Raw genomic sequence first — 26244 nt, forward strand, 5'->3', positions numbered from 1 at the left:
GCTTAGAAATTCAACTTCAATCTTACAGTATAAGTACGTCCCCAACCATAGATAACACGTGTGGCCGTCTCCCAGTCATGGTTACTTCCATCGCGTGCATCGGCTATGTACTCTTGGTTGAACAAGTTGTTCACATTGCCGCTCAGTGTAGCACGAATCTTACCGAAGTCAAAGGTATATCCTGCACTTACATCAAATGTGCTCCATGAAGGAATCTCCCAAGGTTTTTCCACCACGTAAGCCTCTTTTTGAGTGGCTTGGCTCGCATCAATGTCATAATCGGCATAATTGCGTGCAAAGAAGTTCCAGTCTGCATTAAGACGCAAGCCTTTCATTGGGCGGAATGTCACTCCCAAAGCAGCTGTAGTCTGAGCAGAACCGCCCACCTGTACATTATCCATTTCAATGGTATACTTGTACTGATCTACATTACTCATATCTGTCACCACTTCACCACGGCTATTCGCCATAATCTGGCCTTCAGTATTCATCATGAAGCCTTTCGCTGTCCCATTCCAGCGCCAGTCTCCCCAAGAGAACATACCGTTAACTTCCATCCAGCGGAAAGGCTTGGCAATAAAGTCAAGCTCTATACCCATGTGGTTAGCCTGCGCACCGGTCATGTTCATTGTCCAACGCTGGGAAGCCCCGTTTACGTCTTCATAGGATCCGGTATCATATAAAGCCTTGTCTTTCCACATAGTATAATAGGCGTTTACATTGGCTGAAAAATACTGGCTACGATATCCATAACCTAATTCGAAAGAGTAAACTTTCTCATTCTTAGCATCGGGATTACGCTCATGTGAACTCTGAGAATTGATGAAGGTATTATCAAAAATAGGAGCACGGCTGATAAATCCGGTATTGAAGAATACGTTATTGTAATCATCAAGGTTGTAATTCAAACCAGCTTTCACATTGCCTCCCAAATAATGCTTCTTCGAAGACAGCTGTTTGTCACCACTATAATAAAAACGGTCTTTACGCCAATAACTGGTATTTGTAAGACCACCTGAAACAAATGCACTCACTTTATCTTTATTATACTCCAATTGGGCAAAACCACCTTCGTACATCACAAAACCGTCGTAGTCACGACGAATCACATCTCCTACTCCCAACTTCTGGTTTACCCAGGAGGTGACTCCACCATTCACACTATTCTCAGCCAATACACTCTTACGGTTATAAGAGTCTACATAATACTGCCCTCCAAAAAGATCGGTAATGACATTCTTGTGCAAACCTTTATAATAGCGGAAGTCAATACCACCATAGAAATCAAAGTAATCACCAAACTTAGTGGTATAAGTAGAAATCAATCCTGTCCAGAAATGGTCGTTCGAGGCTTTGTTCATAATCATCAGCGAACCTTTATAACCGGGCATTCCACTCACATTCACCGGATTAGTATAGTTATCTGCATTAAGCTTATCCACAGCATCATAATCAAAAGTACCATCAGGACAACGGAACTGAGTGTTCACCGTACCATCACTGGCCGTACCGTACCAAGAGCTGGTGTACCCCGTTACCCCCGTACCACTATAGCCCGCACCAGTACCGATAGACATATAAGCTGCTGTACTGAGGCTTGACTTATGGTTGATTTGCCACAAATGATTAAGAGACATCTGGGGCTTATGGTATTCGTTACGTGAAGAGTTCATCACTTGTCCATTGCGATAACCGAAAGTAGAGTTGTAACGATAGGGACTTTCCTCACCCATCCATTGTTTTACACGCTGATACTCCTTGATATTCAAACCATTTGCCATATTACGCTGATTATGCCACTGAGGTGCTCCAAAAGCTGTAAATGAAAGTTGATGGTTGTCATTGATACGTTTTGCAATACTCATGAACCAAGTGTAGGCCTCGGATTCCGTACCTTGAATATAACCGTCGCGTTTATCTCTGGCACCCAATAAAGTAAAGGCCCAACCATCTTTTGTCAGACCGGAAGAGACACTGAACATCACTTTACTGTAGCCGTCATTACCCATGCCGTAAGAGATGAAGCCGCCTTTCTTGGCATCAGTAGTCTTGGTTATAATGTTTTGTGAGCCACCTACTGAAGGAGTTGACACCTTGCTGGCACCAAGTCCACGTTGTACCTGAATACTGCTGGCCACATCAATCAAACCACCCCAGTTACTCATGTATACTTTCTGGTTTTCCATTCCGTTCATGGGTACACCGTTAATCATCATAGCCACATATTCTGACTTAAAACCACGAATCTTTATGTTGGAATCACCAAAGCCACCTCCCTCATTAGAAGCATAAACACCCGGAGTAGATTTCAAGATTTGCGGTAACTCCTGAGAACCTATCTTATCTTCAATAAATACGGGGTCGACAGTAGATACTGCAACCGGAGTCTTGCGTGCCACAGCAATAGACGATGTAATCACTACGTCCTTCAGCATCACAGCATCCGGTTCCATTGGGATAGCACCCAAATCCACAGAAGCGCCCTTCTGCGTAATCTTCTTCTTCTGGTCTTTATACCCCACATACTTGAATAGCAATGTCGCATTCGAAGCAACGCTTTGCTTGAAATAGCCATCAATGTCGGTCACCGATCCTTGTGTAGTACCTTCCACCATGACGGCGGCACCCACTAACGGTTCACCTGTTTCTGAATCAACAAGCTGACCTCTCACTGTAGTCTGAGCAAATGCAGCGGCACTGAATACCGACAACACTGCAACCAACAGGAATTGAATTAGATGTTTTCTCATAATTCTGTTTTTTGTTAATAGATAGTGTTAATTAAACATTAATTTATGTTTTAAGTCGCAAATATAACTAATAAAAACGAGATTAATGTTATATTTATGTTACATTTTTTGAAGGTAGAAAGGCTTTTTTGAGATATTTTTAAACAAAAAAAGCCCTGCATTCTACAGCAGGGCTTTCGTATTGTCAACAAGTAAAAGAATATACTTTCAAATTCGCACTGAAATCAGTCATTCATGAGCTTTCTATAACGTACACGGGTGGGTTCTTCTTTCCCAAGACGTTTCTGTTTATTTTCCTCATATTCGGAATAAGAGCCCTCAAAGAAGAACACATTGGAGTCTCCTTCGAAAGCGAGGATATGCGTACAGATACGGTCGAGGAACCAACGGTCGTGACTGATGACCACGGCACATCCGGCAAAGTCCTCCAAACCTTCTTCGAGAGCACGGAGCGTATTCACGTCGATGTCGTTGGTGGGCTCGTCCAGCAACAGTACATTACCTTCTTCCTTTAGGCAGAGCGCCAGGTGCAGACGGTTGCGCTCACCACCGGAAAGCACCCCGCAGAGCTTTTCTTGGTCGGCGCCGGAGAAGTTGAAACGGGACAGATAGGCGCGTGCATTGATGTCGCGTCCACCCATGCGAATTAGGTCGTTTCCACCGGAGATGACTTGATATACGCTCTTGTTGGGGTCGATATCCTTGTGCTGCTGGTCCACGTAGGCCACCTTTACGGTCTCCCCTACCTCAAACTCGCCTTTATCTGCCTTTTCCAGCCCCATGATAAGGCGGAAAAGCGTGGTCTTACCGGCACCGTTAGGGCCGATGATACCCACGATTCCGTTGGGTGGAAGCATGAAGTTGAGGTCGTCGAACAGCAGTTTGTCGCCGAACGCCTTTGCCACCTGCTTGGCTTCAATCACCTTGTTGCCCAGACGGGGGCCGTTCGGGATAAAGATTTCCAGCTTCTCTTCCTTCTCTTTCACGTCCTCGTTCAGTAATTTGTCGTAGGAGTTCAGACGGGCTTTCCCCTTTGCCTGACGAGCTTTGGGAGCCATACGTACCCATTCCAGCTCGCGTTCCAGTGTCTTGCGGCGCTTGCTGGCTGTCTTTTCTTCCTGCTCCATGCGCTTAGTTTTCTGTTCCAGCCAACTGGAGTAGTTCCCCTTCCAGGGGATGCCCTCGCCACGGTCCAGTTCAAGAATCCAGCCTGCCACATGGTCAAGGAAATAACGGTCGTGCGTCACGGCAATCACCGTACCCTCGTACTGCTGCAAGTGTTGTTCCAGCCAGTCGATAGATTCGGCATCAAGGTGGTTAGTGGGCTCGTCGAGGAGAAGCACATCGGGCTTCTGCAACAATAGGCGGCAAAGGGCCACACGGCGGCGCTCACCACCGGAAAGATGTTCTACGGACTGGTCTTCGGGCGGACAACGGAGGGCATCCATGGCACGCTCCAGCTTGCTGTCGAGGTTCCAGGCATCGGTCGCGTCGATGATGTCCTGCAACTCGGCCTGGCGGGAGAAGAGCTTGTCCATCTTGTCCTGGGCCTCATAATATTCGGGCAAGCCAAACTTCTGATTGATTTCCTCGTATTCTGCCAGCGCGTCCACAATAGGCTGCACGCCTTCCATTACAATTTCCTTTACGGTCTTGGTGGGGTCGAGGTACGGTTCCTGGGCCAGATACCCCACAGAATATCCCGGCGAGAATACCACTTCGCCTTGATAGGACTTATCCAATCCGGCGATAATCTTCAGCAGGGTCGATTTACCCGAACCGTTCAGACCGATGATACCGATTTTTGCCCCGTAGAAGAACGAGAGGTAAATGTTCTTCAGTACCTGCTTGTTGTTCTGCTGAATGGTTTTATTCAGCCCAACCATAGAAAAGATAATCTTTTTATCGTCTACTGTTGCCATGTATTTAATGATTAATGTTCAGTGATAATGATTAATATCAAGGATTGATGGGGACAAAGATAAGAAAAAAGATGATATTATTTTGCAAATTTCAAAAAAGTATCTATCTTTGCACCCGCTTAACAGCAATGAAGGATTGAATCGCTAGCTCAGCAGGTAGAGCACAACACTTTTAATGTTGGGGTCTTGGGTTCGAGCCCCAAGCGGTTCACATAGAAACAAAGCCAGAAGGCGACAAAAAGAAAAAAGTCCTACAATATCAATGTATTGTGGGACTTTTTTTATGTTTCCATCTTACCTGAAAGTCCCAAAAGGGTACGAAAAGAAAAGTTGGACATCCAAACAGTGGTACAATTGGTACAGTGGGTACAGCGCCTCTTCTGCTTCACACACATGTGCTTATGTACATTACTTCATAACGCGTACATTATTTATATACATGCGTGTGTGAGATAGAAGAGACGCTGTACCACTGTACCAACTGTACCCATCAACCTCACCTTTACGCCGCTCAAGTTCACCTTTACGCGGCTAAACCTCACCTTTATTCACGTCATTTCACCTCTTCCAGATAAAGCACACGGCTTGAATAGTCGGTCTGTTTGTGGTAGTCCACCTTATGTGTGTAAGGAATCTCCAACCCGTTTGCCATCAGATAGGCACCGCTGAAAGTCTTTCCTTCATAGTTCAAGGGAACATTATCTATACGGTTCAGTTCATGCACCCGGTATTGCTTGTCGGCACAGAGCCCTGCCATCTTCACACGCGGCAGGTGCTGGTTACAGAAATGTTCCGTCTTCCACCAATAGAAGACTGCCTTGTCCTTCTCCGGAGCCACGTACATCAGAGAAGCCACACCTTGCTTGTCATAAGGAGAGAGCAGGCGGTAAATGTCTCCCAACTGTACTACGGGACGGATGGTCTTGTACTCGGCAATGGCATTCTTGCAAAGAGCCTTTTCTTCTTCCGTCATATTTTTGGGCTGAATTTCCATACCCAAACGACCACTCATGGCAACGTCTATCCGATATTTCAGAGGGATGGTGCGGAACGTCTGATGATTGGGGGCAGCACTGATATGCGATGCCATAGCGATGGCGGGGAAGAAATAGGAAGTTCCCCACTGCATATAGACACGTTGCAGGGCATCGGTATTGTCGCTTACCCAGAACTCGTCGAAGTAAGGCAGCACTCCGTAGTTGGCACGACCGCCGCCACTGGCACATGCCTGGATGGTAAGGTCGGGATATTTGGCACGGATGCGCTGGCAGATTTTCTCGAAGCCGCGGTGAAATTCGATGTACATGTGGCTCTGATTATCCTTCGTCAGATATTGCGAACCGTGGTTCTGGACAGACATATTGGCGTCCCACTTGATGTAATCTATTTCAGGATAAGAGGTCATCAGGTTGTCTACCACACCGAAAACGAAGTCCTGCACGGCAGGATTGGCAAGGTCAAGCACTACCTGCGTGCCGCCGCGTCCCAACACAACGTCACGTTCGGAAGCCTTAAGTACCCAGTCGGGATGCTTCTCGTAGAGTTCGCTGGTAGTGTTCGCCATCTCCGGCTCAATCCAGATGCCAAACTTGACGCCATGTTTCTTGGCATCACTCAGCAAGCCTTCAATGCCGTTCGGAAGCTTGTTCTTGTCCACCACCCAGTCGCCGAGTGATGAGCTGTCGTTCTTACGGGGATACTTGTCGCCAAACCAGCCATCGTCCATCACGAACAACTCGCCACCCATGGAGGCAATGTCCGCCATCATTTGGTCCATACCTTGCTGGTTGATGTCAAAGTACACGCCTTCCCAACTATTCAAAAGAATCTTGCGGGGGGTAGTGCCGTGCGCCAGTTTGTGCAGGCGTGCCCAGCGATGGAAGTTACGGCTGCCGCCACTCAAGCCTTCATTACTATAAGTCAGGGCAAGTTCGGGAGTGCGGAAAAGTTCGTCCTTCTTCAAGGAATAAGTAGAGTTCTCTTCGTTGATTCCGGCAAAGAAATGGTGGTATTCATCATCGTGCGTCTCAATGCGGAGCTTGTAGTTGCCGCTGTAACAGAGGGCTGCACCAATCACGTTGCCCGTGTTCTCCTGCGGACGGCCGTCAAGGGAGAACATCACTTCGGCATGGTCAGTATGGGAATTGCGCACACCGTCCTTATTCTTGATAACCTTCATGCCCGGAGTGAGAGGTTCCTGCGTCAAAACCCCTTCATTGGCCCAGGAGCCGGAGAGATGGGATAGCCATACATCGCCACGGCGGATGGGCAGATAGCCGGAAGCAAACTGATTGAGCACCACCGGCTTCTTCTCCTGATGGGAGATTTCAGTCCAGGATTCTATCACGTCGGCATCCTGCCAGGCACGGTAACAGACGTTGACGAAGAAGGGATACACCTTATCCTTCAGCGCCACGACAGTCGTCACGGCATTCCCATCCTTCTCGGTAGTCACATTCAGCACTTCGAGCTGGAGGGTCATGTTACCGTCGGCATGCTTCACAGCGAGGGCCGTCTCCACGGGAGCGTTCAATCCATATTCGGGATAGGCTGCATGGTTCGCTTCTGCCGCAGAGATATTCTGCAAGTCGGCTTCAGAAAGTCTGTTACCATAATACAAGTGTCTCAGTGTACCGCCTTCAGGAGCCGAAAGCACCAAAGAGGTTTTCGGAGTGGATACACATACGTTTTGAGCCAACAAACTGCCGGTCAGCAGCAGTGCTCCAAAGAGAAAATTTGTTCGTTTCTTGAAATTCATGCTTTTCTTGTTTAGATTCTATATTCATTTAGCTGTGCGCAAATGTAGGCGTTTCCCCGAAGATAAAATAGTATCATTTTATCATATCCTTATACAAATTCTATTTCCGGCTGACAATTGTCCCCGTGGCTTGGTTGGCAGGCATCACCAGCACTTCCGCAATCTGGATATGCTCGGGGACGGCAGCGGCGAAATAGACCACTTCGGCTATATCGTCGCCGGTCAGCGGGCGTATACCTTTATATACATTATCGGCCGCCTCCCGGTTACCACGGAAACGGACGACGGAGAAATTGGTTTCCACCAACCCCGGCTTGATATTCGTTACGCGTACCGGGGTATCCACCAGGTCGATGCGGAGTCCGTCGGAAAGGGCCTTGACGGCAGCCTTGCAAGCACAGTACACACTGCCTCCCGGATAAGCGTAATCTCCGGCAATGGACCCCATATTGATAACATGACCACGGCCACGCTCCACCATACCGGGAACCACGAGGCGGGTCATGGCAAGCAAGGCTTTCACGTTAGTGTCGATGACAATGTCCCATTCATCCAGATTGCCTTCATGTTCCTTGTCCACCCCAATGACGAGTCCGGCATTGTTCACCAGTATGTCTATCGCCTTCCATTCCTCCGGAAGGGATTCGAGGGCGGCACGGGCAGCCTGCCGGTCGCGGACATCGAAAGGAAGCAGATACACATCGGCTCCATATTTCTCCAACAATTCTTTCTTTACAGCATTCAGTTTCTCCACATTACGGCCATTGAGTATAAGCCGGTAACCGTTCATGGCAAATTTACGCGCGCAGCCTTCCCCTATTCCCGAGGAGGCTCCGGTGATGAGTACAATCTTCTTTTCCATCATGTTATTAAGTTTTAATATCAATACTGCCAACAAAGGTATTACTTATTATTTTAACTTCATAGGAATAATGAATTTTAGAGTAAGGCGAAAAATCCCGATAAATTATGTAACTTTGTACCCGCTTTTTTGAAAGCTTGAGAAACTGTTTTGATTTTATTTCAGCTTTCTTCTGAGATTTGTTTAATTCGTTTGGATAAAGTAAAAGACGCTTATGCAAAAGTCCGATTGCATCATCAGTGTGGAGCACGTATCGAAATTCTTCGGAGACAAGGCCGTGCTGAATGATGTGAATTTGTCTGTCCGTAAGGGCGAGTTTGTAACAATACTGGGACCGTCCGGCTGCGGAAAGACAACACTGTTACGCCTCATTGCAGGCTTTCAGACAGCCTCGGAAGGAGTGATAACCATTGCCGGAAAGGACATCACGCAGACACCGCCGCACAAGCGTCCGGTGAACACCGTGTTCCAGAAGTACGCCCTCTTCCCCCACCTCAACGTGTTCAACAACATTGCCTTCGGGCTGAAGCTGAAGAAGCTGCCCGGTGCCACCATCGAGAAGAAGGTAAAGCAGGCCCTGCGCATGGTGGGCATGACGGACTATGAGGACCGCGATGTAGACTCCCTCTCCGGCGGGCAGCAACAGCGCGTAGCCATTGCCCGAGCTATCGTCAACGAACCCGAAGTGCTGCTGCTGGACGAACCCCTTGCCGCCCTGGACCTAAAAATGCGCAAGGACATGCAGATGGAGCTAAAGGAGATGCACCAGAAGCTGGGCATCACCTTCGTATATGTGACCCACGACCAGGAAGAGGCACTGACCTTGAGCGATACCATCGTCGTGATGAGCGAAGGACGCATCCAGCAAATAGGCGTGCCGACGGACATCTACAATGAACCCATCAACTCCTTCGTAGCAGACTTCATTGGTGAAAGCAACATCTTGAACGGAGTTATGATAAAGGATAAAGCCGTCACCTTCTGCGGACACGAATTTGAATGCGTGGACACGGGATTTGGCGAGCAGATGCAGGTAGACGTAGTGATTCGCCCCGAAGACATCTACATCTTCGATGTATCCGACGCCGCACAGCTGACGGGGACCGTAACCAGCTGCATCTTCAAGGGTGTGCACTACGAAATGCTGGTGCAGACGCGCGAAGGCTACGAGCTGATGGTGCAGGACTACCATGCCTTCGAGGCAGGACGCGAAGTCGGTCTGCTGGTGAAGCCCTTCGACATCCATGTGATGAAGAAGGAACGCACCTGCAACACCTTCGAAGGAAAGCTGGTGGACGAGACACATGTAGAGTTCCTAGGCTGCAACTTCGAGTGCCTGCCCGTGCAAGGCATCGAACCGGGCAGTAGCGTACAAGTGGAAGTGGACTTCCAGTACGTCATCCTCGAGGACAACGAAGAGGACGGCCGTCTGACGGGTGAAGTGAAATTCATCCTCTACAAAGGAAACCATTACCACCTGACCGTGTTTACGGACTGGGACGAAGATATCTTTGTCGACACCAACGACGTGTGGGACGACGGCGACCGTGTAGGTATCACCATCGCCCCTCAAAATATACGGATTGTTCAATCTCTTAATAAGGAAGGAAGTGCTCAATAAGTTATCCCATTTCTTCATGCGCCGGCGCAACTGGACGGTACCCTACGCGCTGTTTCTGCTTGTATTTGTCATAGTACCGCTACTGCTCATCGTGCTCTATGCCTTTACGGACGAAGGGGGAGCGTTTACGCTGGCCAACTTCCGCAAGTTCATGATGCACCCCGAAGCGATGAACACGTTTGTCTACTCCATCGGAATAGCCGTTATCACCACGCTGGTCTGCCTGCTGCTGGGCTATCCGGCAGCGTATATCCTGAGCCAGAAGCAATTCAACACCTCACGCACCATGGTGGTGCTGTTCATCCTCCCCATGTGGGTGAATATCTTGATACGTACGCTTGCCACAGTGGCGCTGTTCGACTTCCTGAACCTGCCGCTGGGCGAAGGTGCCCTTGTGTTCGGTATGGTCTACAACTTCCTGCCGTTCATGATATACCCCATTTACAACACTCTTCAGAAGATGGACCACAATCTGATTGAGGCTGCGCAGGACTTGGGAGCCTCTCCTACCCGCGTATTCGGCAAGGTGATTCTGCCGCTCTCCATGCCGGGAGTGATGAGCGGCATAGTGATGGTGTTTATGCCTACGGTTTCTACCTTTGCCATTGCCGAGTTGCTGACGATGAACAACATCAAACTGTTCGGCACCACGGTGCAAGAGAATATTTACAACGGAATGTGGAACTACGGTGCCGCCCTCTCGCTCATCATGCTGCTGCTGATAGGCATCACCATCCTCTTTACCAACGAGGAGGACGGGGCATCGAATGAAAGCGGAGGTGTGATATGATGACACGAATCTTGACCCGCGGCTACTTGTGGCTGCTGCTGGCGTTACTCTACTCGCCTATCCTGATAATCATGATATTCTCCTTCACCGAGGCAAAGGTGCTGGGCAACTGGACGGGGTTCTCCACCAAGCTGTACAGCTCCTTGTTTACGGGCGGGATGCACCACTCGCTGATAAATGCCATCTGGAACACATTCGCCATTGCCCTGCTTGCTGCCACCGCCAGCACGGCGCTGGGCAGCATTGCAGCTATCGGCATCTTCAATCTGCGCTCGCGCACACGGCAGGTAATGAACTTCGCCAATGCCATCCCGATGATGAATGCAGACATTATCACCGGTGTGTCGCTGTTCCTGCTGTTCGTCAGCTTCGGCATATCGCAAGGATTCACCACAGTGGTACTGGCACACATCACTTTCTGCACGCCCTACGTGGTGCTCAGCGTAATGCCCCGGCTCAAAAAGATGAACCAGAATGTCTACGAGGCGGCACTCGACCTGGGCGCCACACCGTTCCAAGCACTGCGCAAGGTTATTCTTCCGGAGATATTTCCGGGTATGATAAGCGGATTCATCCTTGCTTTCACGCTCTCCATCGACGACTTTGCCGTGACCATCTTCACCATCGGCAACCAGGGGCTGGAAACGCTCTCCACCTACATCTACGCCGATGCGCGCAAAGGTGGACTGACGCCGGAACTGCGGCCACTCTCCACCATCATCTTCGTGACAGTGCTGGTGCTGCTGATTGTAATCAACAAGCGGGCCGAACGGACGAAAAACGATTGATGTGAGTGATGAGTTATAAGTTATCAATTGTCAAGAACAAGATGATGAAAAGGATAATAAACATACTGATTCTACTGTGCTGTATCGCATCCCTCTCTTCTTGTGGAAACTCCACAGAAGAGCGCAGCCGTGTACTGAAGATATACAACTGGGCGGACTACATCGATGAAGATGTGCTTGCCGAATTTCCCGACTGGTACAAGCAGCAGACGGGCGAAGACCTCCGTATCATCTACCAGGTGTTCGATATCAACGAAATCATGCTCACCAAAATTGAGCGCGGGCACGAGGACTTCGACGTCGTATGCCCCTCGGAGTACATCATCGAACGCATGCTTCGCAAAGACCTCCTGCTACCCATCGACCGCAACTTCGGCCACACGCCGGACTACATCCCCAACGTGTCGCCCTACATTCGCCACGAGCTGAACAAGACCTCGCAACCGGAACGCCAGACCGAGGACTATGCCGTGCCCTACATGTGGGGCACCGCTGGTATCCTCTTCAACAAAAAGTTTATTACCGCCGAAGAGGCCGGCACATGGGACATCCTCTGGGACTCCAAAAACCGCGGCAAAATACTGATGAAGGACAGCTACCGCGATGCCTACGGTACCGCCATCATCTACGCCCACGCCCGGGAGCTGGCCGACAGCACCGTCACCGTAGAGCAACTGATGAACGACAACTCCCCGCAGGCCATCGCCCTGGCCGAGCAACGCCTCAAGGAGATGAAACCCAACATCGCCGGCTGGGAAGCCGACTTCGGCAAGGAAATGATGACCAAGAACAAGGCGTGGATTAACTTCACCTGGAGCGGCGACGCCGTCTGGGCCATCGAGGAGGCCGATGCCGTGGGTGTGGAACTGGACTACACCGTCCCCTGCGAAGGCAGCAACATCTGGTACGACGGCTGGGTAATCCCCCGCTACGCCCGCAACGTGAAGGCGGCAAGCTATTTCATCAACTACCTCTGCCAGCCTTCCGTGGCACTGCGCAACATGGATGCCATCGGCTACGTCAGCGCCGTAGCCACACCGGAAATCATGGAGGCCAAAACCGATACCACGCTCGACGTGCACTCCGACCTCAGCTACTTCTTCGGCCCCCTGCCCGGAGCCGACAGCCTGCAGATAGACCCGGTACAATATCCTGACCGCCGAGTAGTGGAACGCTGCGCCATGATACGCGACTTCGGCGACCGCACGGAACTGGTGCTCGAGATGTGGAGCCGCGTGAAAGGTGACAATCTCAACACAGGCATTGTGCTGCTCATCTTCGCCGTTTTCGGTCTGCTCTTCATCTGGCTGGTATATGCCAAGATACGAAAGTACAAGCAGAAACGCCGCCACCGTCTCCGCAGAAAGCGGAAAAGGGGATGAACAACACATTGTTTACCTAAAAACCCGTCAACGTGCAAGGAACAAAGAATCTGACACAAGGCCCCATCAACCGCCAGCTTTTCACGCTGGCAATGCCCATCATGGCCACCTCGTTCATCCAGATGGCCTACAGCCTGACGGACATGGCATGGGTAGGGCGTCTGGGCAGTGAGTCCGTGGCTGCAGTAGGTGCGGTAGGCATACTGACGTGGATGTCCGGATCCATCGCCTTGCTCAATAAAGTGGGCGCCGAAGTCAGCGTAGGCCAGTCCATCGGTGCACGCAGCGAAGAGGATGCACGCAGCTTTGCTTCGCACAACATTACGATTGCCCTGCTCATCTCCGTCTGCTGGGGAGGTCTGCTCTTCCTTTTCGCCCGCCCCATCCTGAACATCTTCGAGCTGAAACAGCATATCACGGACGCCGCCGTGACTTATCTGCGCATCGTGTCGACGGGACTGCCTTTCATCTTTCTCTCCGCTGCCTTTACGGGCATCTACAACGCGGCAGGACGAAGCAAGATTCCGTTCTACATCAGCGGGACGGGACTGATAATGAACATCGTCCTCGACCCTCTGTTCATCTTCGGCTTCGGTTGGGGAACAGTGGGCGCGGCACTTGCCACATGGCTTTCCGAAGCTACAGTATTCGGCATCTTCGTCTACAAACTCCGGGGGAAAAGCGCCGTGCTCGGAGGTTTCTCCTTTATCGTTCCGCTGAAAAAGAAGTACACCCGGCGCATCTTCAAGCTCGGGCTGCCCGTGGCTACGCTGAACACGCTATTTGCCTTCGTCAATATGTTCCTCTCGCGCACCGCCTCGGAGCAGGGAGGACACATCGGACTGATGGCATTCACCACCGGTGGACAAATCGAGGCCATCACCTGGAATACTTCGCAAGGATTCTCCACGGGGCTGAGCACGTTCATCGCCCAGAACTATGCCGCGGGGCAGAAGTCGCGCGTGAAGCAAGCATGGCGCACCACCATGTGGATGACGGGCGTATTCGGAAGCCTCTGCTCACTACTGTTCATCTTCTTCGGCAGCGAGGTGTTCTCTATCTTCGTACCCGAGGCCGAAGCCTACCGTGTGGGTGGAGATTTCCTCCGCATCGACGGCTATTCGCAAATGTTCATGATGATGGAAATTACCATGCAGGGCGTGTTCTACGGACTGGGACGGACAGTGCCGCCTGCCATTGTCAGCATCGGATGCAATTACATGCGTATTCCGGTGGCGTTATTGCTGGTGCACATGGGTATGGGAGTGGACGCCATCTGGTGGGCAGTAAGTGGAACGACCGTTGCCAAAGGTCTTATACTGACAGCCTGGTTCGTCCTCATCAAAAGGAAAATTCTCTAAAAAAGGACAGAACTGGCGAACTTTAGAAAGAAGAATATGGTTATTATATACATAAATTTGCAACATTAAAGATAAAGTCAACTTTTAAAGAAAAAGAGTTATGAAGAAGATGAAATTTACAGTATTACTTTTGTGCGGCGCATTGCTGCTGGGCAGTTGCGGCACAATGAACAACAAGGCCAAAGGTGGAATAATCGGCGGTGGCTCCGGTGCAGCAGCAGGTGCCATTATCGGCGGACTGATAGGTAAAGGCAAGGGGGCAGCCATTGGAGCTGCGGTAGGTGCTGCAGTAGGTACGGGTGCCGGCGTTGCCATCGGACACAAGATGGACAAGAAGGCTGCCGAAGCTGCCAAGATTGAAGGCGCCCAAGTGGAGCAGGTGACGGATGCAAACGGCTTGCCGGCTGTCAAAGTATCCTTTGCGGCAGGTATTCTTTTCGGCTTCAACTCCGCAGCACTGAGCAACGAGGCAAAGGCTTCCCTGCGCGAACTCGCACAGATTCTGAAGGAAGACCCGACAACCGATATCGCCATCATCGGCCATACCGACAAAGTGGGTACTTACGAAGCCAACATGAAAGTTTCCAAGAACCGCGCCTATGCCGTAGAGAACTATTTGCAGGATTGCGGCGTATCTCCGGCCCAGTTCAAGAAAGTGGAAGGCGTGGGATACAACGAATACGACGAAAGTCTGTCTGCCGACCAGAACCGACGCGTAGAGGTATATATGTATGCCAGCGAACAGATGATTAAGAATGCGGAGGCAGCTAATTAATATGGTAAAGTGATTAATGTGTTAATGTGCCAATATGCATATTGGCACATTAACACATTAATCACATTGGCACTCTCTCCATGAAACTCCCGAAGCCTTTGCGGTTCCTCCGCAACATCATATTATTCTTCTTTATTTCCACTATCCTAGCGGTAGTGGCTTATCGTTTTGTACCCGTCTACATCACGCCACTGATGGTTATTCGCAGCGTGCAACAGGTCTTTAAGGGTGAAAGTCCATGCTGGCACCACACTTGGGTATCTTCCGACAAGATATCCCCTCACCTGCCTATGGCCGTCATTGCCTCGGAAGACAACCGGTTTGCCACACACAACGGATTCGATTTCATCGAGATACAGAAAGCGATAAAGGAGAATGAAACAAGAAAACGGAAACGGGGCGCAAGCACCATCAGCCAGCAGACGGCAAAGAATGTATTCCTATGGCCCCAGTCTTCCTGGGTACGTAAAGGACTGGAAGTCTACTTCACCGTACTAATAGAGTTCTTCTGGTCCAAAGAACGTATCATGGAGGTCTATCTCAACTCCATCGAAATGGGAAAAGGCATCTATGGCGCACAAGCTGCCGCCAAATACAAGTTCAAGACTACAGCAGCCAAGCTCTCTGCCGGACAGTGCGCACTAATAGCGGCAACATTGCCCAACCCCATACGCTTCGACTCAGCACACCCCTCCCCTTACATAAAGAAAAGGCAAGGACAGATTCTACGATTGATGAAACTGGTACCCAAATTCCAGCTAAATGAGAAGCGGACAAAAGAATAAGAAGAGGATGTATCAAAACAGTTAATAGCACACAGATGACACATCCTCCTTTAATTCTTAATTTTTAATTAATACGCGTGTCCTCCCTCTTCCATCTCCTTCGCATCAATCTTGCGATTGTCGATACTGCGCCAAGCGTAGAAGATGTAGGCAAGAACGAAAGGAACAAGGATAGAGACATAAGCCATAACCTTCAGTGTGAACTGGCTCGAGCAACTGTTTGCCAACGTGAGTGAGCTTTGCAGGTCGTGGGTAGAAGGATAATAGGCCGTATTGTTATAGCCTGCCACAAGCAGCAGTGCCAATACCGTAAGCACCGTCCCTGCACCGGCAAACCAGATACCCTTGTCGAATGCCGGCTTCCACAGCGTGCGGATAATGCCCCAGAGCACAGCCACCACACCAACCAGGAATACAAGCAGCACTACCGGCATCTGCAGGAAGTTCGTCAGATACTTGTAAGGTTCCATGAACACCTCTCCCGTTTCCGGGCGTACAGCATAGCCGTCGGCAAGCAGCGTACGGATGACGAAGGCCAGGAAGAATACCAGGAACAACGCCGTATTTCCCCAAAGTGCCCGGCGGCAGCGTTTCACCAAATCATCCTCATTGATATTATTAATAAAATAAAGCGCTCCCAAGATACGTGCCAGGAAGAACACAGCCAGCCCCAGCACCACATTCCACGGATTAAGCAACGCATCCAACCCATGCCAGCCGTTAGCCCATTGACTGATAACCGGCATTGCCGCATCTGCGATATTCCCTTTATTGATATAGAAGTTAGACCCCGTGAAGAACGTGGCCACTGCCCCACCCAGCAATACCGGACCTACCACTCCGTTTATCACCAGGAACGTGCGATACGTTGTCTTGCCCAGCAGATTTCCCGCCTTCGACTGAAACTCGTAGCTGACAGCCTGCAACACAAAGCTGAACAGAATAATCATCCACAACCAATAAGCTCCTCCGAAACTGGTACTATAGAACAACGGAAACGAAGCAAAGAACGCGCCTCCAAACGTGACAAGCGTTGTAAACGTGAACTCCCACTTCCGTCCCGTAGAATTAATCATCATCTTCTTCTGCTCCTCCGTCTTCCCCAGACAGAACAGAAGCGAATTACCTCCCTGCACAAACAGCAGGAATACCAGCAGTGCTCCCAGCAAGGAGACTACGAACCACCAATAGTGTTGAAGAAATATATAAGCATTCATTGTGAGTTATGAGTTATAAGTTATGAGTTATGTGACGGTGTGTGCGTTTCGGTTTCCGGACCTTTGCGAATGGCCTTCAGCATAATTCCCACCTCGGCAATCAGCATGACAGTGAAAAGTACCAGGAAGATAAAGAACGTGGTCTGCACGGAGCCGACATCCAGCTTGGAGATGGCGGCACTCGTGGGCAGCATATCTTGGATGGCCCACGGCTGGCGACCGCACTCGGCAACCACCCATCCGGCTTGTCCGGCCAGATAGCCCAGCGGAATGGTGAGCATAGCCACCCAATGCATCCACGGCATCCGCGACAAGTCTTTCTTATAGGCCAGGAACAGCACTACGATAAAGAAGAGAATGAAATATCCACCCAACATCACCATCACACGGAACATGTAGAACGTAAGGGGCACATTGGGCACCAGCTCGTTCACGTCCTTGATATAACCGTAACCGAAATAGGCTACATTATCTTTCAACACTTTGGCAGCCACCTCTGCATCTGCCTCATTGCCCGCAGCCTTGGCTGCACGATAGGCGGCAAACGCACCGATAGCCGTTTTTCCTTTTTCTATTTTCTCCTCTGCCGAAAGCGCTACGGTACCATCGCTCAACGGATATCCGCCTTTCAGCAGGTCATTGATACCGGGAACAAAAGCATCCATCTTGCGCTCGGCAAGCAACGACAGCATCTTCGGAATTTCCACACGGAAAAGGAATGGGTCTACTCCGTCCTGCGGTGTCTGCTTGGCAGGATTCAGCAGCCCGAACGCTACCAATCCGGCACCTTGCCGCCCTTCATAATAGCCTTCCATAGCAGCCAGCTTCATCGGCTGCTTTTGCGCCACCTGATAGCCCGAGCCATCACCCGTCCAGGCAGAGAGCACAGCGGCACACAGACCTACCCATGCGGCAATCTTTACACTTGCCAGCGCAAATTTCTTCTCGCGCTTCTTCCACAGATACCAGCAGCTTACGCCTACTACAAACACGGCAGCCAGCACCCAGCCGGACAGCACGCTGTGGAAGAACTTGTTGACAGCCATCGGCGAAGTTGCCACAGCCCAGAAGTCCACCATCTCGTTGCGTGCCGTATCGGGATTGAACTCCATACCTACGGGATTCTGCATCCACGCATTGGCAACCAGAATCCACCAGGCAGAAATCGTGGCGCCCAGCCCCGTGAGCCAAGTAGATGCCAGGTGGAAACGCTTGCTCACCTTATCCCAGCCGAAGAACATGACGGCGATAAACGTTGCTTCCATAAAGAAAGCCAAAATACCCTCGATGGCAAGCGGCGCACCGAAGATGTCGCCCACAAACCAACTGTAATTACTCCAATTCGTACCGAATTCAAATTCCAGAATAATACCGGTTGCTACACCAATAGCAAAGTTGATACCGAAAATCTTCATCCAGAATTTGGCAGTACGTTTCCAAAATTCGTCACCCGTACGGTAGTACGCTGTCTCCATGATGCCCATAATTACCGCCAGTCCAAGTGTCAGCGGCACAAAAATCCAGTGATAGATGGCGGTCAAGGCAAATTGGGCTCTCGACCAGTCAATCAGGGAAGTGTCAATGTGTCCAAGCATAAGAATCAAGTTATGAGTTATGAGTTATAAGTTATGAGTTATTAAGTTTTTAAGTTATCGGGTAAGAACAGAGAGACACGGAGAATTTATAAGGGCAAGGAAATAAACTCTGTGTCTCCGTGTTTAGTCGCCCAGACTCCGATGGATAAGCTCATTACTGACATAGCCTTCCTTGTCATCGCCCACCACGGGGGTATTCAGAAACCGTGGGAAGAAGAAAAGGCGGAGAATGAAGAACATGATGAATAACTTCACAAGAATGATAAGCCACAAAGTACGCCCTAACGTCATACTTCGAAAACCTTCCAAATAAAAACGCCAAATGTTTACCGCAGTCTGTTTCATGCCGATAAAATTATAATGATTACAAATATAAAATACTTTTATATAAAGAACAAATAAAAAGGTGAAAAGTTGAACAGAAAAAAGACTTCTCCCATTCATCGGTACAAAAAAGATTTTAGGCGAGGAAAATTTCCCCAACGTCTATCACTTTTGCAATCCTTTCTCCACCCTACTACATTTGCAAATGTAAAACCATAGAATAACGAAGATATGACGAACGTAAAAAGATTGACAGTGATAGCGCTATGTATGGCAAGCTGTATGGGAGTGGCCGCCCAAAACGGCACTTCCACGCAGATACCCGGCAGTTCCGAGCAGCCAGCCGACAGCCTGCCCGCCCAATGGGACTTGCAAGCGTGCATCGACTATGCCTTGCAGCAAAACATCACCATCCGCAAGAACCGCCTCAGTGCGGAAAGTGCCCAGGTAGATGTAAAGACCGCCCGAGCCGCTCTCTTCCCCAGCCTTTCGGCCAGTGTGAGCCAGCGTGTCGTGAATCGCCCGAAGAGCGAGACAAACACCATCATCGACGGCGACAACATCACCAGCAGCCAGAGCAAGACTTCCTATAACGGCAGCTACGGCATCGATGCCAACTGGACCCTCTACAACGGCGGGAAACGCCTCAACACCATCAAACAACAGCAACTGAACAACCGCATTGCCGAACTTAGCGTAGCACAGAGCGAGAACAGCATCGAAGAAAGTATCGCACAAACCTACGTACAGATACTCTACGCCGCCGAAGCCGTGAAAGTGAACGAATCGACCCTGGAAGTGAGCCAGGCCGAATGCGAACGCGCCCGCCAACTTCTCGAAGCAGGAAGCATAGCCAAAAGCGACCTGGCACAACTGGAAGCGCAAGTGAGTACCGACAAGTACCAGCTGGTGACAGCACAAGCCACCCTGCAAGACTACAAACTACAACTGAAACAACTCCTGGAACTGGACGGCGAATCCGAGATGAACCTCTACATCCCCACACTCGGCACGGAAAACGTACTGGCACCCCTGCCCACCAAAACGGACGTTTACCGTTCTGCCCTCGTGCTCCGTCCGGAAATAGAAGCCGGCAAACTGAATATACAGACATCCGACCTCGACATCAAAATTGCCCGCGCTGGCTATCTGCCTACGCTGAGCCTCAGCGCCGGCATCGGAACCAGCCATGCCAACGGCAATGACTTCACCTTCAGCGAGCAAGTCAAACAGAACTGGAACAACTCGCTGGGCTTCACCGTAAGCGTGCCTATCTTCAGCAACCGGCAGACCAAGAGTGCCGTAGAGAAAGCCAAGATTCAGAAGCAGACCAGCGAACTGGACCTGCTGGACGACCAAAAAACGCTGTACAAGACCATCGAAACCCTCTGGCTCGATGCCAACAGCGCCCAGCAGCGCTACGCCGCCGCCACAGAGAAACTGAAAAGTACGCAGACCAGCTATGAACTGATTCAAGAGCAGTTCAACCTGGGCATGAAGAATACCGTAGAACTGCTGACTGAGAAAAGCAATCTGCTCAGCGCACAGCAGGAGACACTGCAAGCCAAATACATGGCCATACTGAATATGCAGCTACTGAAGTTTTATCAAGGAGAAAAAATCGAATTATAATACCTTATATATATATGAACAAAAAAAGAATCATCCTCATTGCCGTAGCTGCCGTAATCATAGTGGGCGGCGGCGTATGGCTCTTCGGTGGTGCCAAGGCCAAGCACAAGGTGACCTACGCCACAGCAACCATCCATAAAGGTGAGATTTCCGAATCCGTAACCGCCACGGGAACCATCGAACCGGTGACAGAAGTGGAAGTGGGTACCCAGGTGAGCGGTATCATTGACAAGATTCATGTAGACTACAATTCCGTAGTAACCAAAGGCCAGCTCATTGCCGAGATGGACCGCGTGACCCTGCAAAGCGAACTTGCCTCGCAACGCGCCGCCTACAACGGTGCAAAGGCCGAATACGAGTACCAGAAGAAACTCTACGAACGCAACAAGACGCTGAACGAAAAGCAGCTCATCGCCGCCACGGACTATGAGCAATCCGTCTATAACTACGAGAAGGCCCGCAGCAACTACGAAAGCAGCCAGGCATCACTGGCAAAGGCTGAACGCAACCTCTCCTACGCCACCATCACCTCTCCCATCGACGGTGTGGTCATCAGCCGTGACGTGGAAGCAGGACAGACCGTGGCTTCCGGCTTCGAGACACCGACACTGTTCACCATCGCTGCCGACCTGACGCAGATGCAGGTTGTGGCCGACGTGGACGAAGCGGACATAGGCGGTGTGGAAGAGGGACAGCGCGCCACGTTTACCGTAGACGCCTACCCGAATGACGTGTTCGAAGGAGTGGTCACACAAATTCGTCTGGGAGATGCCAGCTCAAGCAGCACGTCGAACACCAGCACCAGCACGGTTGTGACCTACGAAGTAGTCATCTCCGCCCACAACCCGGACCTGAAACTGAAACCACGCCTGACAGCTAACGTCACCATCTTCACCCTCGACCGCAAAGACGTGCTGTGCGCTCCCGCCCGTGCCCTGCGCTTCAACCCCGAAAAACCGCTTATCGGCGACAATGATATCGTGAAGGATTGCGAAGGGGAACATAAACTCTGGACCCGCAAAGGCAACACCTTTACCGCCCATCCAGTGAAGATAGGTATCTCCAACGGAGTCAACACGGAAATTATCAGTGGCATTAACGAAGGTACCATAGTAGTGACCGAAGCCACCATCGGCAGCATGCCCGGCAGCGGCGCTCCGGACATGAGCCAGGAAGCTCCCGGCGGTGAGAAGAGTCCGTTCATGCCTGGCCCTCCGGGAAGTAAGAAGAAGAGCGGAAAATAATACAAAAAAAGAATTATGAATAAAGCAGTCATTGAACTTCAAAATATCAAACGCAACTTCCAGGTGGGGGACGAAACCGTGCATGCCCTGCACGGCGTCTCGTTCACCATCCGTGAAGGCGAGTTTGTCACCATCATGGGTACATCGGGCTCCGGAAAGTCTACTTTGCTGAATACCCTCGGCTGCCTGGACACACCCACCAGCGGCGAATACCTGCTGGACGGTATCTCCGTACGTACCATGAGCAAGCCTCAACGCGCCGTACTACGCAACCGTAAAATCGGCTTCGTATTCCAGAGCTACAACCTGCTGCCCAAAACCACTGCCGTGGAAAATGTGGAGCTACCGCTGATGTATAACTCCTCCGTCTCGGCTTCCGAAAGGCGGAGACGTGCCATCGAAGCCCTGCAAGCCGTGGGGCTGGGCGACCGACTGGAACATAAGTCCAATCAGATGTCCGGCGGTCAGATGCAACGCGTAGCCATCGCCCGCGCCTTGGTGAACAATCCCGCCGTTATCCTGGCAGACGAAGCTACGGGTAACCTGGACACCCGTACTTCTTTCGAGATTCTGGTACTGTTCCAAAAGCTGCATGCCGAAGGGCGCACCATCATCTTCGTCACCCACAACCCCGAAATAGCCCAGTACAGCAGCCGCAACATCGTGCTGCGCGACGGACAAATCAAGGACGATACCATCAACACCCAAATCCAGAATGCAGCCGAAGCCCTGGCAGCATTGCCTAAGCAGGAGGAGGAATGAGGGATAAGGGATTAAGGATTAGGGATTAATTTTAAACTTTCCATTAAAACGATATGAACGGAACAAACCTTTTCAAAATAGCCTTGCGAGCCTTGAACAACAACAAGCTGCGCGCATTCCTCACCATGCTGGGCATCATCATTGGCGTGGCGTCCGTCATCACGATGCTTGCCATCGGACAAGGTTCGAAGAAAAGCATCCAGGCGCAAATCTCCGAGATGGGCTCCAACATGATTATGATTCACCCCGGTGCCGACATGCGCGGCGGTGTCCGCCAAGACCCCAGCGCCATGCAGACCTTGAAGCTGACCGACTACGAAGCCCTGCGCAACGAAACCAACTTCCTGGCTGCCGTCAGCCCCAATGTCTCCTCCAGCGGGCAGCTCATCGCGGGCAACAACAACTACCCTTCCTCCGTGAGCGGCGTGGGCACGGACTATCTCGAAATCCGGCAGCTCAGCGTGGAGAACGGCGAGATGTTTACCGAAGCCGACATACAGACCTCTGCCAAGGTGTGCGTCATCGGAAAGACCATCCAAGACAACCTCTTTCCCGGAGGAGAGGACCCCGTGGGACGTATCATCCGTTTCAACCAAGTGCCCTTCCGCGTGGTGGGCGTGCTGAAGTCCAAAGGCTACAACTCCATGGGCATGGACCAAGACGACGTAGTGCTTGCCCCCTACAGCACCGTGATGAAACGCCTGCTGGCACAGACCTACCTTAGCGGCATCTTCGCCTCCGCCCTCACCGAGGACATGACGGACAATGCCACCGACGAGATCACCGAGATACTGCGCCGCAACCACAAGCTGAAGGAGAGTGACGACGACGACTTCACCATTCGCAGCCAGCAGGAACTCAGCACCATGCTGAACTCCACCACCGACCTGATGACCACGCTGCTTGCCTGCATAGCCGGCATTTCGCTCGTAGTGGGCGGCATCGGCATTATGAACATCATGTACGTATCGGTGACGGAACGCACGCGCGAAATCGGCCTGCGCATGAGTGTAGGCGCCCGCGGTGTCGACATCTTGAGCCAGTTCCTCATCGAAGCCATTCTTATCAGCATCACCGGAGGCATTATCGGTGTCATCATCGGATGCGGAGCCAGCTTGATAGTGAAGGGCGTTGCCCACTGGCCCATCTTCATCCAGCCGTGGAGTGTATTCCTCTCCTTCGCCGTATGTACCGTCACCGGAGTGTTCTTCGGTTGGTATCCCGCCAAGAAAGCTGCGGACCTCGACCCGATAGAGGCCATACGCTACGAATAACCTTTTCTCCCTTGCCGGAAGTTAGCCAAATAGTTCTTAAGTATTAGGAAAAAAGTTTCCGGCAATAGGGAAAAAAGTTATGCGAAACTAAGAACAATCTCTATCCCAAGCCTTGGGATAGACATCCGCAAGCTTGGGATACATATCCGCAACCTGGAAACGCTTATCCGCAACCTGCGAACAGAGATTTGCTTCGCAGGCAGCGGATATTTCCAATATCCACCTAAAATCCGTATCTTTGTATCATGATGAAACAACAGCTCCCTAACCCACGCCGCCGCGGCATCGAAACCCTGATACACATCATTGTCTGGGGTATCGTCATCGGTTTCCCCTTTCTGATGATGACACGCAGCGGCTTCAATATCAGCCTTGCGGACTATCTGCGCCACGGTAGCAGCAGTACCCTCTCATTCTTCCTTGTATTCTACATCAACTACTGCCTCCTCATTCCCCGCTACTTGTTCGAGGGACGCATCCGGCAGTATCTCCTGCTGAACACACTGCTCATCATCTGCATTACCACCGGCGCCCACCTTTGGCAAGAATACACATTCCAAAACCATATGCGCGGCGATGATGACGGTCAGCACATGGGGCCTCCCAAATGGATATTCATCTTGCGCGACGTCTCGACCATGATTCTCACCGCCGGCCTCAGCGCTGCCATCAAGCTGAGCCGCCGCTGGGCGCAGATGGACGCCGCCCGCCGCGAAGCCGAGAAAAGCCGCACGGAAGCCGAGTTGAAGAACCTGCGCAACCAGCTCAACCCGCACTTCCTGCTCAATACGCTGAATAACATCTACGCCCTCATCGCCTTCGATGCCGACAAGGCACAGACTGCCGTGCAGGAACTGAGCCGACTGCTGCGCCATGTGCTGTATGACAATCAGCAGAACTTCGTCACCCTGGACAAGGAGATGGACTTCATCCGCAACTACATCGAACTGATGCGCATCCGTCTCTCCGCCAACGTCCGTGTGGAAACAAAGATAGACGTCCGACCGGACAGCCGTACTGAAATAGCTCCGCTCATCTTTATTTCCCTCATAGAGAATGCCTTCAAGCATGGCATCTCCCCCACCGAACCCAGCTTTATCCGTATCCACTTCAGTGAAAGCCCCGGAGAGATACATTGCGAAATAACCAACAGCTATCATCCCAAAAGCGTGGCAGACAAGAGTGGAAGCGGCATCGGGTTGGAACAAGTGCGCAAGCGTCTGGAGCTGACCTATCCCGGTCATTACGACTGGCAGCAAGGAGTGAGTGAGGACATGAAAGAGTATAAATCTATTTTAATTATAAAGATATGAATCTGAAGTGCGCCATTGTAGACGACGAGCCCCTCGCCCTGGGGTTGCTGGAAAGCTACGTCAACAAGACCCCGTTTCTAGAGTTGGTCGGTAAATACTCCAGTGCCGTACAAGCCATCAAGGAGTTGCCCGAGAAGCACATCGACCTGCTTTTCCTCGACATCCAGATGCCCGAACTGAACGGACTGGAATTTTCGAAGATGGTCGATTCCGGCACCCGCATTGTCTTTACCACCGCCTTCGACCAGTATGCCATAGACGGCTACAAAGTCAATGCGCTGGACTACCTGCTGAAACCCATCTCCTACGTCGACTTTCTGCAGGCTGCCAACAAGGCTGTGCAATGGTTTGAATTGCTGCAACAGCCCAAGGAAGAGATTCAGAGCATCTTCGTAAAGAGCGAGTATAAGCTGGTGCAAATCGAATTGAGTAAAATTCTGTACATAGAGGGGCTGAAAGACTATCTCAAAATCTACGAGGAGGATTCTCCCAAGCCTATCTTGTCTCTCATGAGCATGAAGGCAATGGAGGAACTTCTGCCTGCCTCGCGTTTCATGCGCGTCCACCGTTCCTACATTGTTCAGAAGAATAAAATACGTATTATAGACCGTGGTCGCATCGTGTTCGGAAAGAACTACATCCCGATAAGCGACAGCTATAAACTGGCTTTTCAAGAATTTTTAGACCAAAGAAGCTAAAAAAATCGACCAATCCGTCGATAAAATCGGAAAAACCGTCGATTTATTATAGAATCTTTTTGCATATTAAAATATGTTTTTTTATCTTTGCACCGAACAGATAGGAGTTGTGAAACTCCCCCAATAGAATAGTTTAGTTAAGTCTAGTTTAGTTTTTGTGTGAAGCACTTCCTCCGTAAGCGAACGCTGGAAGTGCTTTTTACATATCAACACTATTTAATCCACAAGCAGAAAAATTATCAAAGCAAATTTAAAAAACTATATATAACTACATATCAAACACCAACATAACATTCATTTTCTTATCTTTAATACAGAAACAAGTGGGCACGCATGTTTTATGATTTTACTAATCACATCTGTATAATGTTAGTTTCGCGACAACCATTAT

At 50.6% G+C, this 26244-nt stretch carries 20 protein-coding genes and 1 tRNA gene; 14 read left to right on the top strand and 7 right to left on the bottom strand.

Annotated features, from left to right (window positions below; all coding sequences use genetic code 11):
* Window positions 1-2 precede the first annotated feature (2 nt).
* Window positions 3-2750, bottom strand: a complete 2748-nt coding sequence (locus tag CSD97_RS05540; protein ID WP_005828100.1) for a TonB-dependent receptor — start codon at window positions 2748-2750, stop codon at window positions 3-5.
* A gap of 224 nt (window positions 2751-2974) precedes the next feature.
* Entirely contained in the window at window positions 2975-4672 is a 1698-nt protein-coding gene (gene ettA, locus CSD97_RS05545; protein WP_098032063.1) for an energy-dependent translational throttle protein EttA, read from the bottom strand.
* Between the two features lie 138 nt (window positions 4673-4810).
* Here ettA and CSD97_RS05550 point away from each other — a divergent pair.
* Window positions 4811-4883, top strand: a tRNA-Lys gene (locus CSD97_RS05550).
* Window positions 4884-5225: 342 nt separating this feature from the next.
* Here CSD97_RS05550 and CSD97_RS05555 read toward each other — a convergent pair.
* Both CSD97_RS05555 and CSD97_RS05560 read right to left on the bottom strand, forming a co-directional pair.
* Window positions 5226-7430: an alpha-galactosidase gene (locus CSD97_RS05555; protein ID WP_098032064.1), complete on the bottom strand. Its 2205-nt coding sequence runs from the start codon at window positions 7428-7430 to the stop codon at window positions 5226-5228.
* A gap of 100 nt (window positions 7431-7530) precedes the next feature.
* Complete coding sequence (locus tag CSD97_RS05560; protein WP_016273500.1) at window positions 7531-8292, bottom strand: SDR family oxidoreductase; 762 nt, start codon at window positions 8290-8292, stop codon at window positions 7531-7533.
* 214 nt (window positions 8293-8506) lie between these two features.
* Here CSD97_RS05560 and potA point away from each other — a divergent pair, with 214 nt between their 5' ends.
* The 7 genes from potA (at window position 8507) to mtgA (ending at window position 15794) form a co-directional block, all read left to right on the top strand.
* The gene (potA, locus tag CSD97_RS05565) at window positions 8507-9913 is read left to right on the top strand and encodes a polyamine ABC transporter ATP-binding protein (RefSeq protein ID WP_098032065.1); all 1407 of its coding nucleotides are present in this window, start codon (window positions 8507-8509) and stop codon (window positions 9911-9913) included.
* Between the two features lie 16 nt (window positions 9914-9929).
* On the top strand, window positions 9930-10703 hold the full coding sequence (locus tag CSD97_RS05570) for an ABC transporter permease (protein WP_035457908.1): 774 nt from the start codon (window positions 9930-9932) through the stop codon (window positions 10701-10703).
* Window positions 10700-11491, top strand: a complete 792-nt coding sequence (locus CSD97_RS05575; RefSeq protein WP_008663130.1) for an ABC transporter permease — start codon at window positions 10700-10702, stop codon at window positions 11489-11491. Before CSD97_RS05570 ends, CSD97_RS05575 begins: the two co-directional genes overlap by 4 nt.
* A gap of 44 nt (window positions 11492-11535) precedes the next feature.
* Window positions 11536-12873 carry an ABC transporter substrate-binding protein gene (locus CSD97_RS05580; RefSeq protein ID WP_171028991.1) on the top strand — a complete coding sequence of 446 codons (1338 nt, stop codon included), beginning with the start codon at window positions 11536-11538 and terminating at the stop codon, window positions 12871-12873.
* A gap of 32 nt (window positions 12874-12905) precedes the next feature.
* Window positions 12906-14234: an MATE family efflux transporter gene (locus tag CSD97_RS05585; protein WP_098032066.1), complete on the top strand. Its 1329-nt coding sequence runs from the start codon at window positions 12906-12908 to the stop codon at window positions 14232-14234.
* A gap of 100 nt (window positions 14235-14334) precedes the next feature.
* The gene (locus CSD97_RS05590) at window positions 14335-15009 is read left to right on the top strand and encodes an OmpA family protein (protein ID WP_005828077.1); all 675 of its coding nucleotides are present in this window, start codon (window positions 14335-14337) and stop codon (window positions 15007-15009) included.
* A gap of 80 nt (window positions 15010-15089) precedes the next feature.
* Window positions 15090-15794, top strand: coding sequence for a monofunctional biosynthetic peptidoglycan transglycosylase (gene mtgA, locus CSD97_RS05595; protein ID WP_005828075.1), 705 nt, complete (start codon window positions 15090-15092; stop codon window positions 15792-15794).
* 68 nt (window positions 15795-15862) lie between these two features.
* Here mtgA and CSD97_RS05600 read toward each other — a convergent pair whose 3' ends face one another.
* The 3 genes from CSD97_RS05600 to CSD97_RS05610 form a co-directional block, all read right to left on the bottom strand.
* Window positions 15863-17011, bottom strand: a complete 1149-nt coding sequence (locus CSD97_RS05600) for a cytochrome d ubiquinol oxidase subunit II (RefSeq protein WP_005828073.1) — start codon at window positions 17009-17011, stop codon at window positions 15863-15865.
* Window positions 17012-17031: 20 nt separating this feature from the next.
* Window positions 17032-18606: a cytochrome ubiquinol oxidase subunit I gene (locus CSD97_RS05605; RefSeq protein ID WP_061412888.1), complete on the bottom strand. Its 1575-nt coding sequence runs from the start codon at window positions 18604-18606 to the stop codon at window positions 17032-17034.
* Window positions 18607-18729: 123 nt separating this feature from the next.
* Window positions 18730-18951 (bottom strand): DUF4492 domain-containing protein, encoded by a 222-nt coding sequence (locus tag CSD97_RS05610; protein ID WP_005836288.1) that lies wholly within the window; start codon window positions 18949-18951, stop codon window positions 18730-18732.
* 210 nt (window positions 18952-19161) lie between these two features.
* Between CSD97_RS05610 and CSD97_RS05615 the strand changes: the two genes are divergently transcribed.
* The 6 genes from CSD97_RS05615 (at window position 19162) to CSD97_RS05640 (ending at window position 25853) form a co-directional block, all read left to right on the top strand.
* Entirely contained in the window at window positions 19162-20562 is a 1401-nt protein-coding gene (locus tag CSD97_RS05615; protein ID WP_057088295.1) for a TolC family protein, read from the top strand.
* A gap of 14 nt (window positions 20563-20576) precedes the next feature.
* Window positions 20577-21806 carry an efflux RND transporter periplasmic adaptor subunit gene (locus CSD97_RS05620; RefSeq protein ID WP_098032067.1) on the top strand — a complete coding sequence of 410 codons (1230 nt, stop codon included), beginning with the start codon at window positions 20577-20579 and terminating at the stop codon, window positions 21804-21806.
* A gap of 15 nt (window positions 21807-21821) precedes the next feature.
* Window positions 21822-22568, top strand: coding sequence for an ABC transporter ATP-binding protein (locus tag CSD97_RS05625; protein ID WP_098032068.1), 747 nt, complete (start codon window positions 21822-21824; stop codon window positions 22566-22568).
* Between the two features lie 53 nt (window positions 22569-22621).
* Window positions 22622-23842: an ABC transporter permease gene (locus tag CSD97_RS05630; protein WP_005828065.1), complete on the top strand. Its 1221-nt coding sequence runs from the start codon at window positions 22622-22624 to the stop codon at window positions 23840-23842.
* A 245-nt stretch (window positions 23843-24087) separates the two neighbouring features.
* Window positions 24088-25155, top strand: a complete 1068-nt coding sequence (locus CSD97_RS05635; RefSeq protein ID WP_005836278.1) for a sensor histidine kinase — start codon at window positions 24088-24090, stop codon at window positions 25153-25155.
* Entirely contained in the window at window positions 25152-25853 is a 702-nt protein-coding gene (locus tag CSD97_RS05640; protein WP_005828060.1) for a LytTR family DNA-binding domain-containing protein, read from the top strand. Before CSD97_RS05635 ends, CSD97_RS05640 begins: the two co-directional genes overlap by 4 nt.
* Window positions 25854-26244 lie beyond the last annotated feature (391 nt).

Origin of the sequence: Bacteroides sp. AR29 (assembly GCF_900217715.1) — a bacterium.
GTDB classification, from domain to species: Bacteria; Bacteroidota; Bacteroidia; order Bacteroidales; family Bacteroidaceae; genus Bacteroides; species Bacteroides uniformis.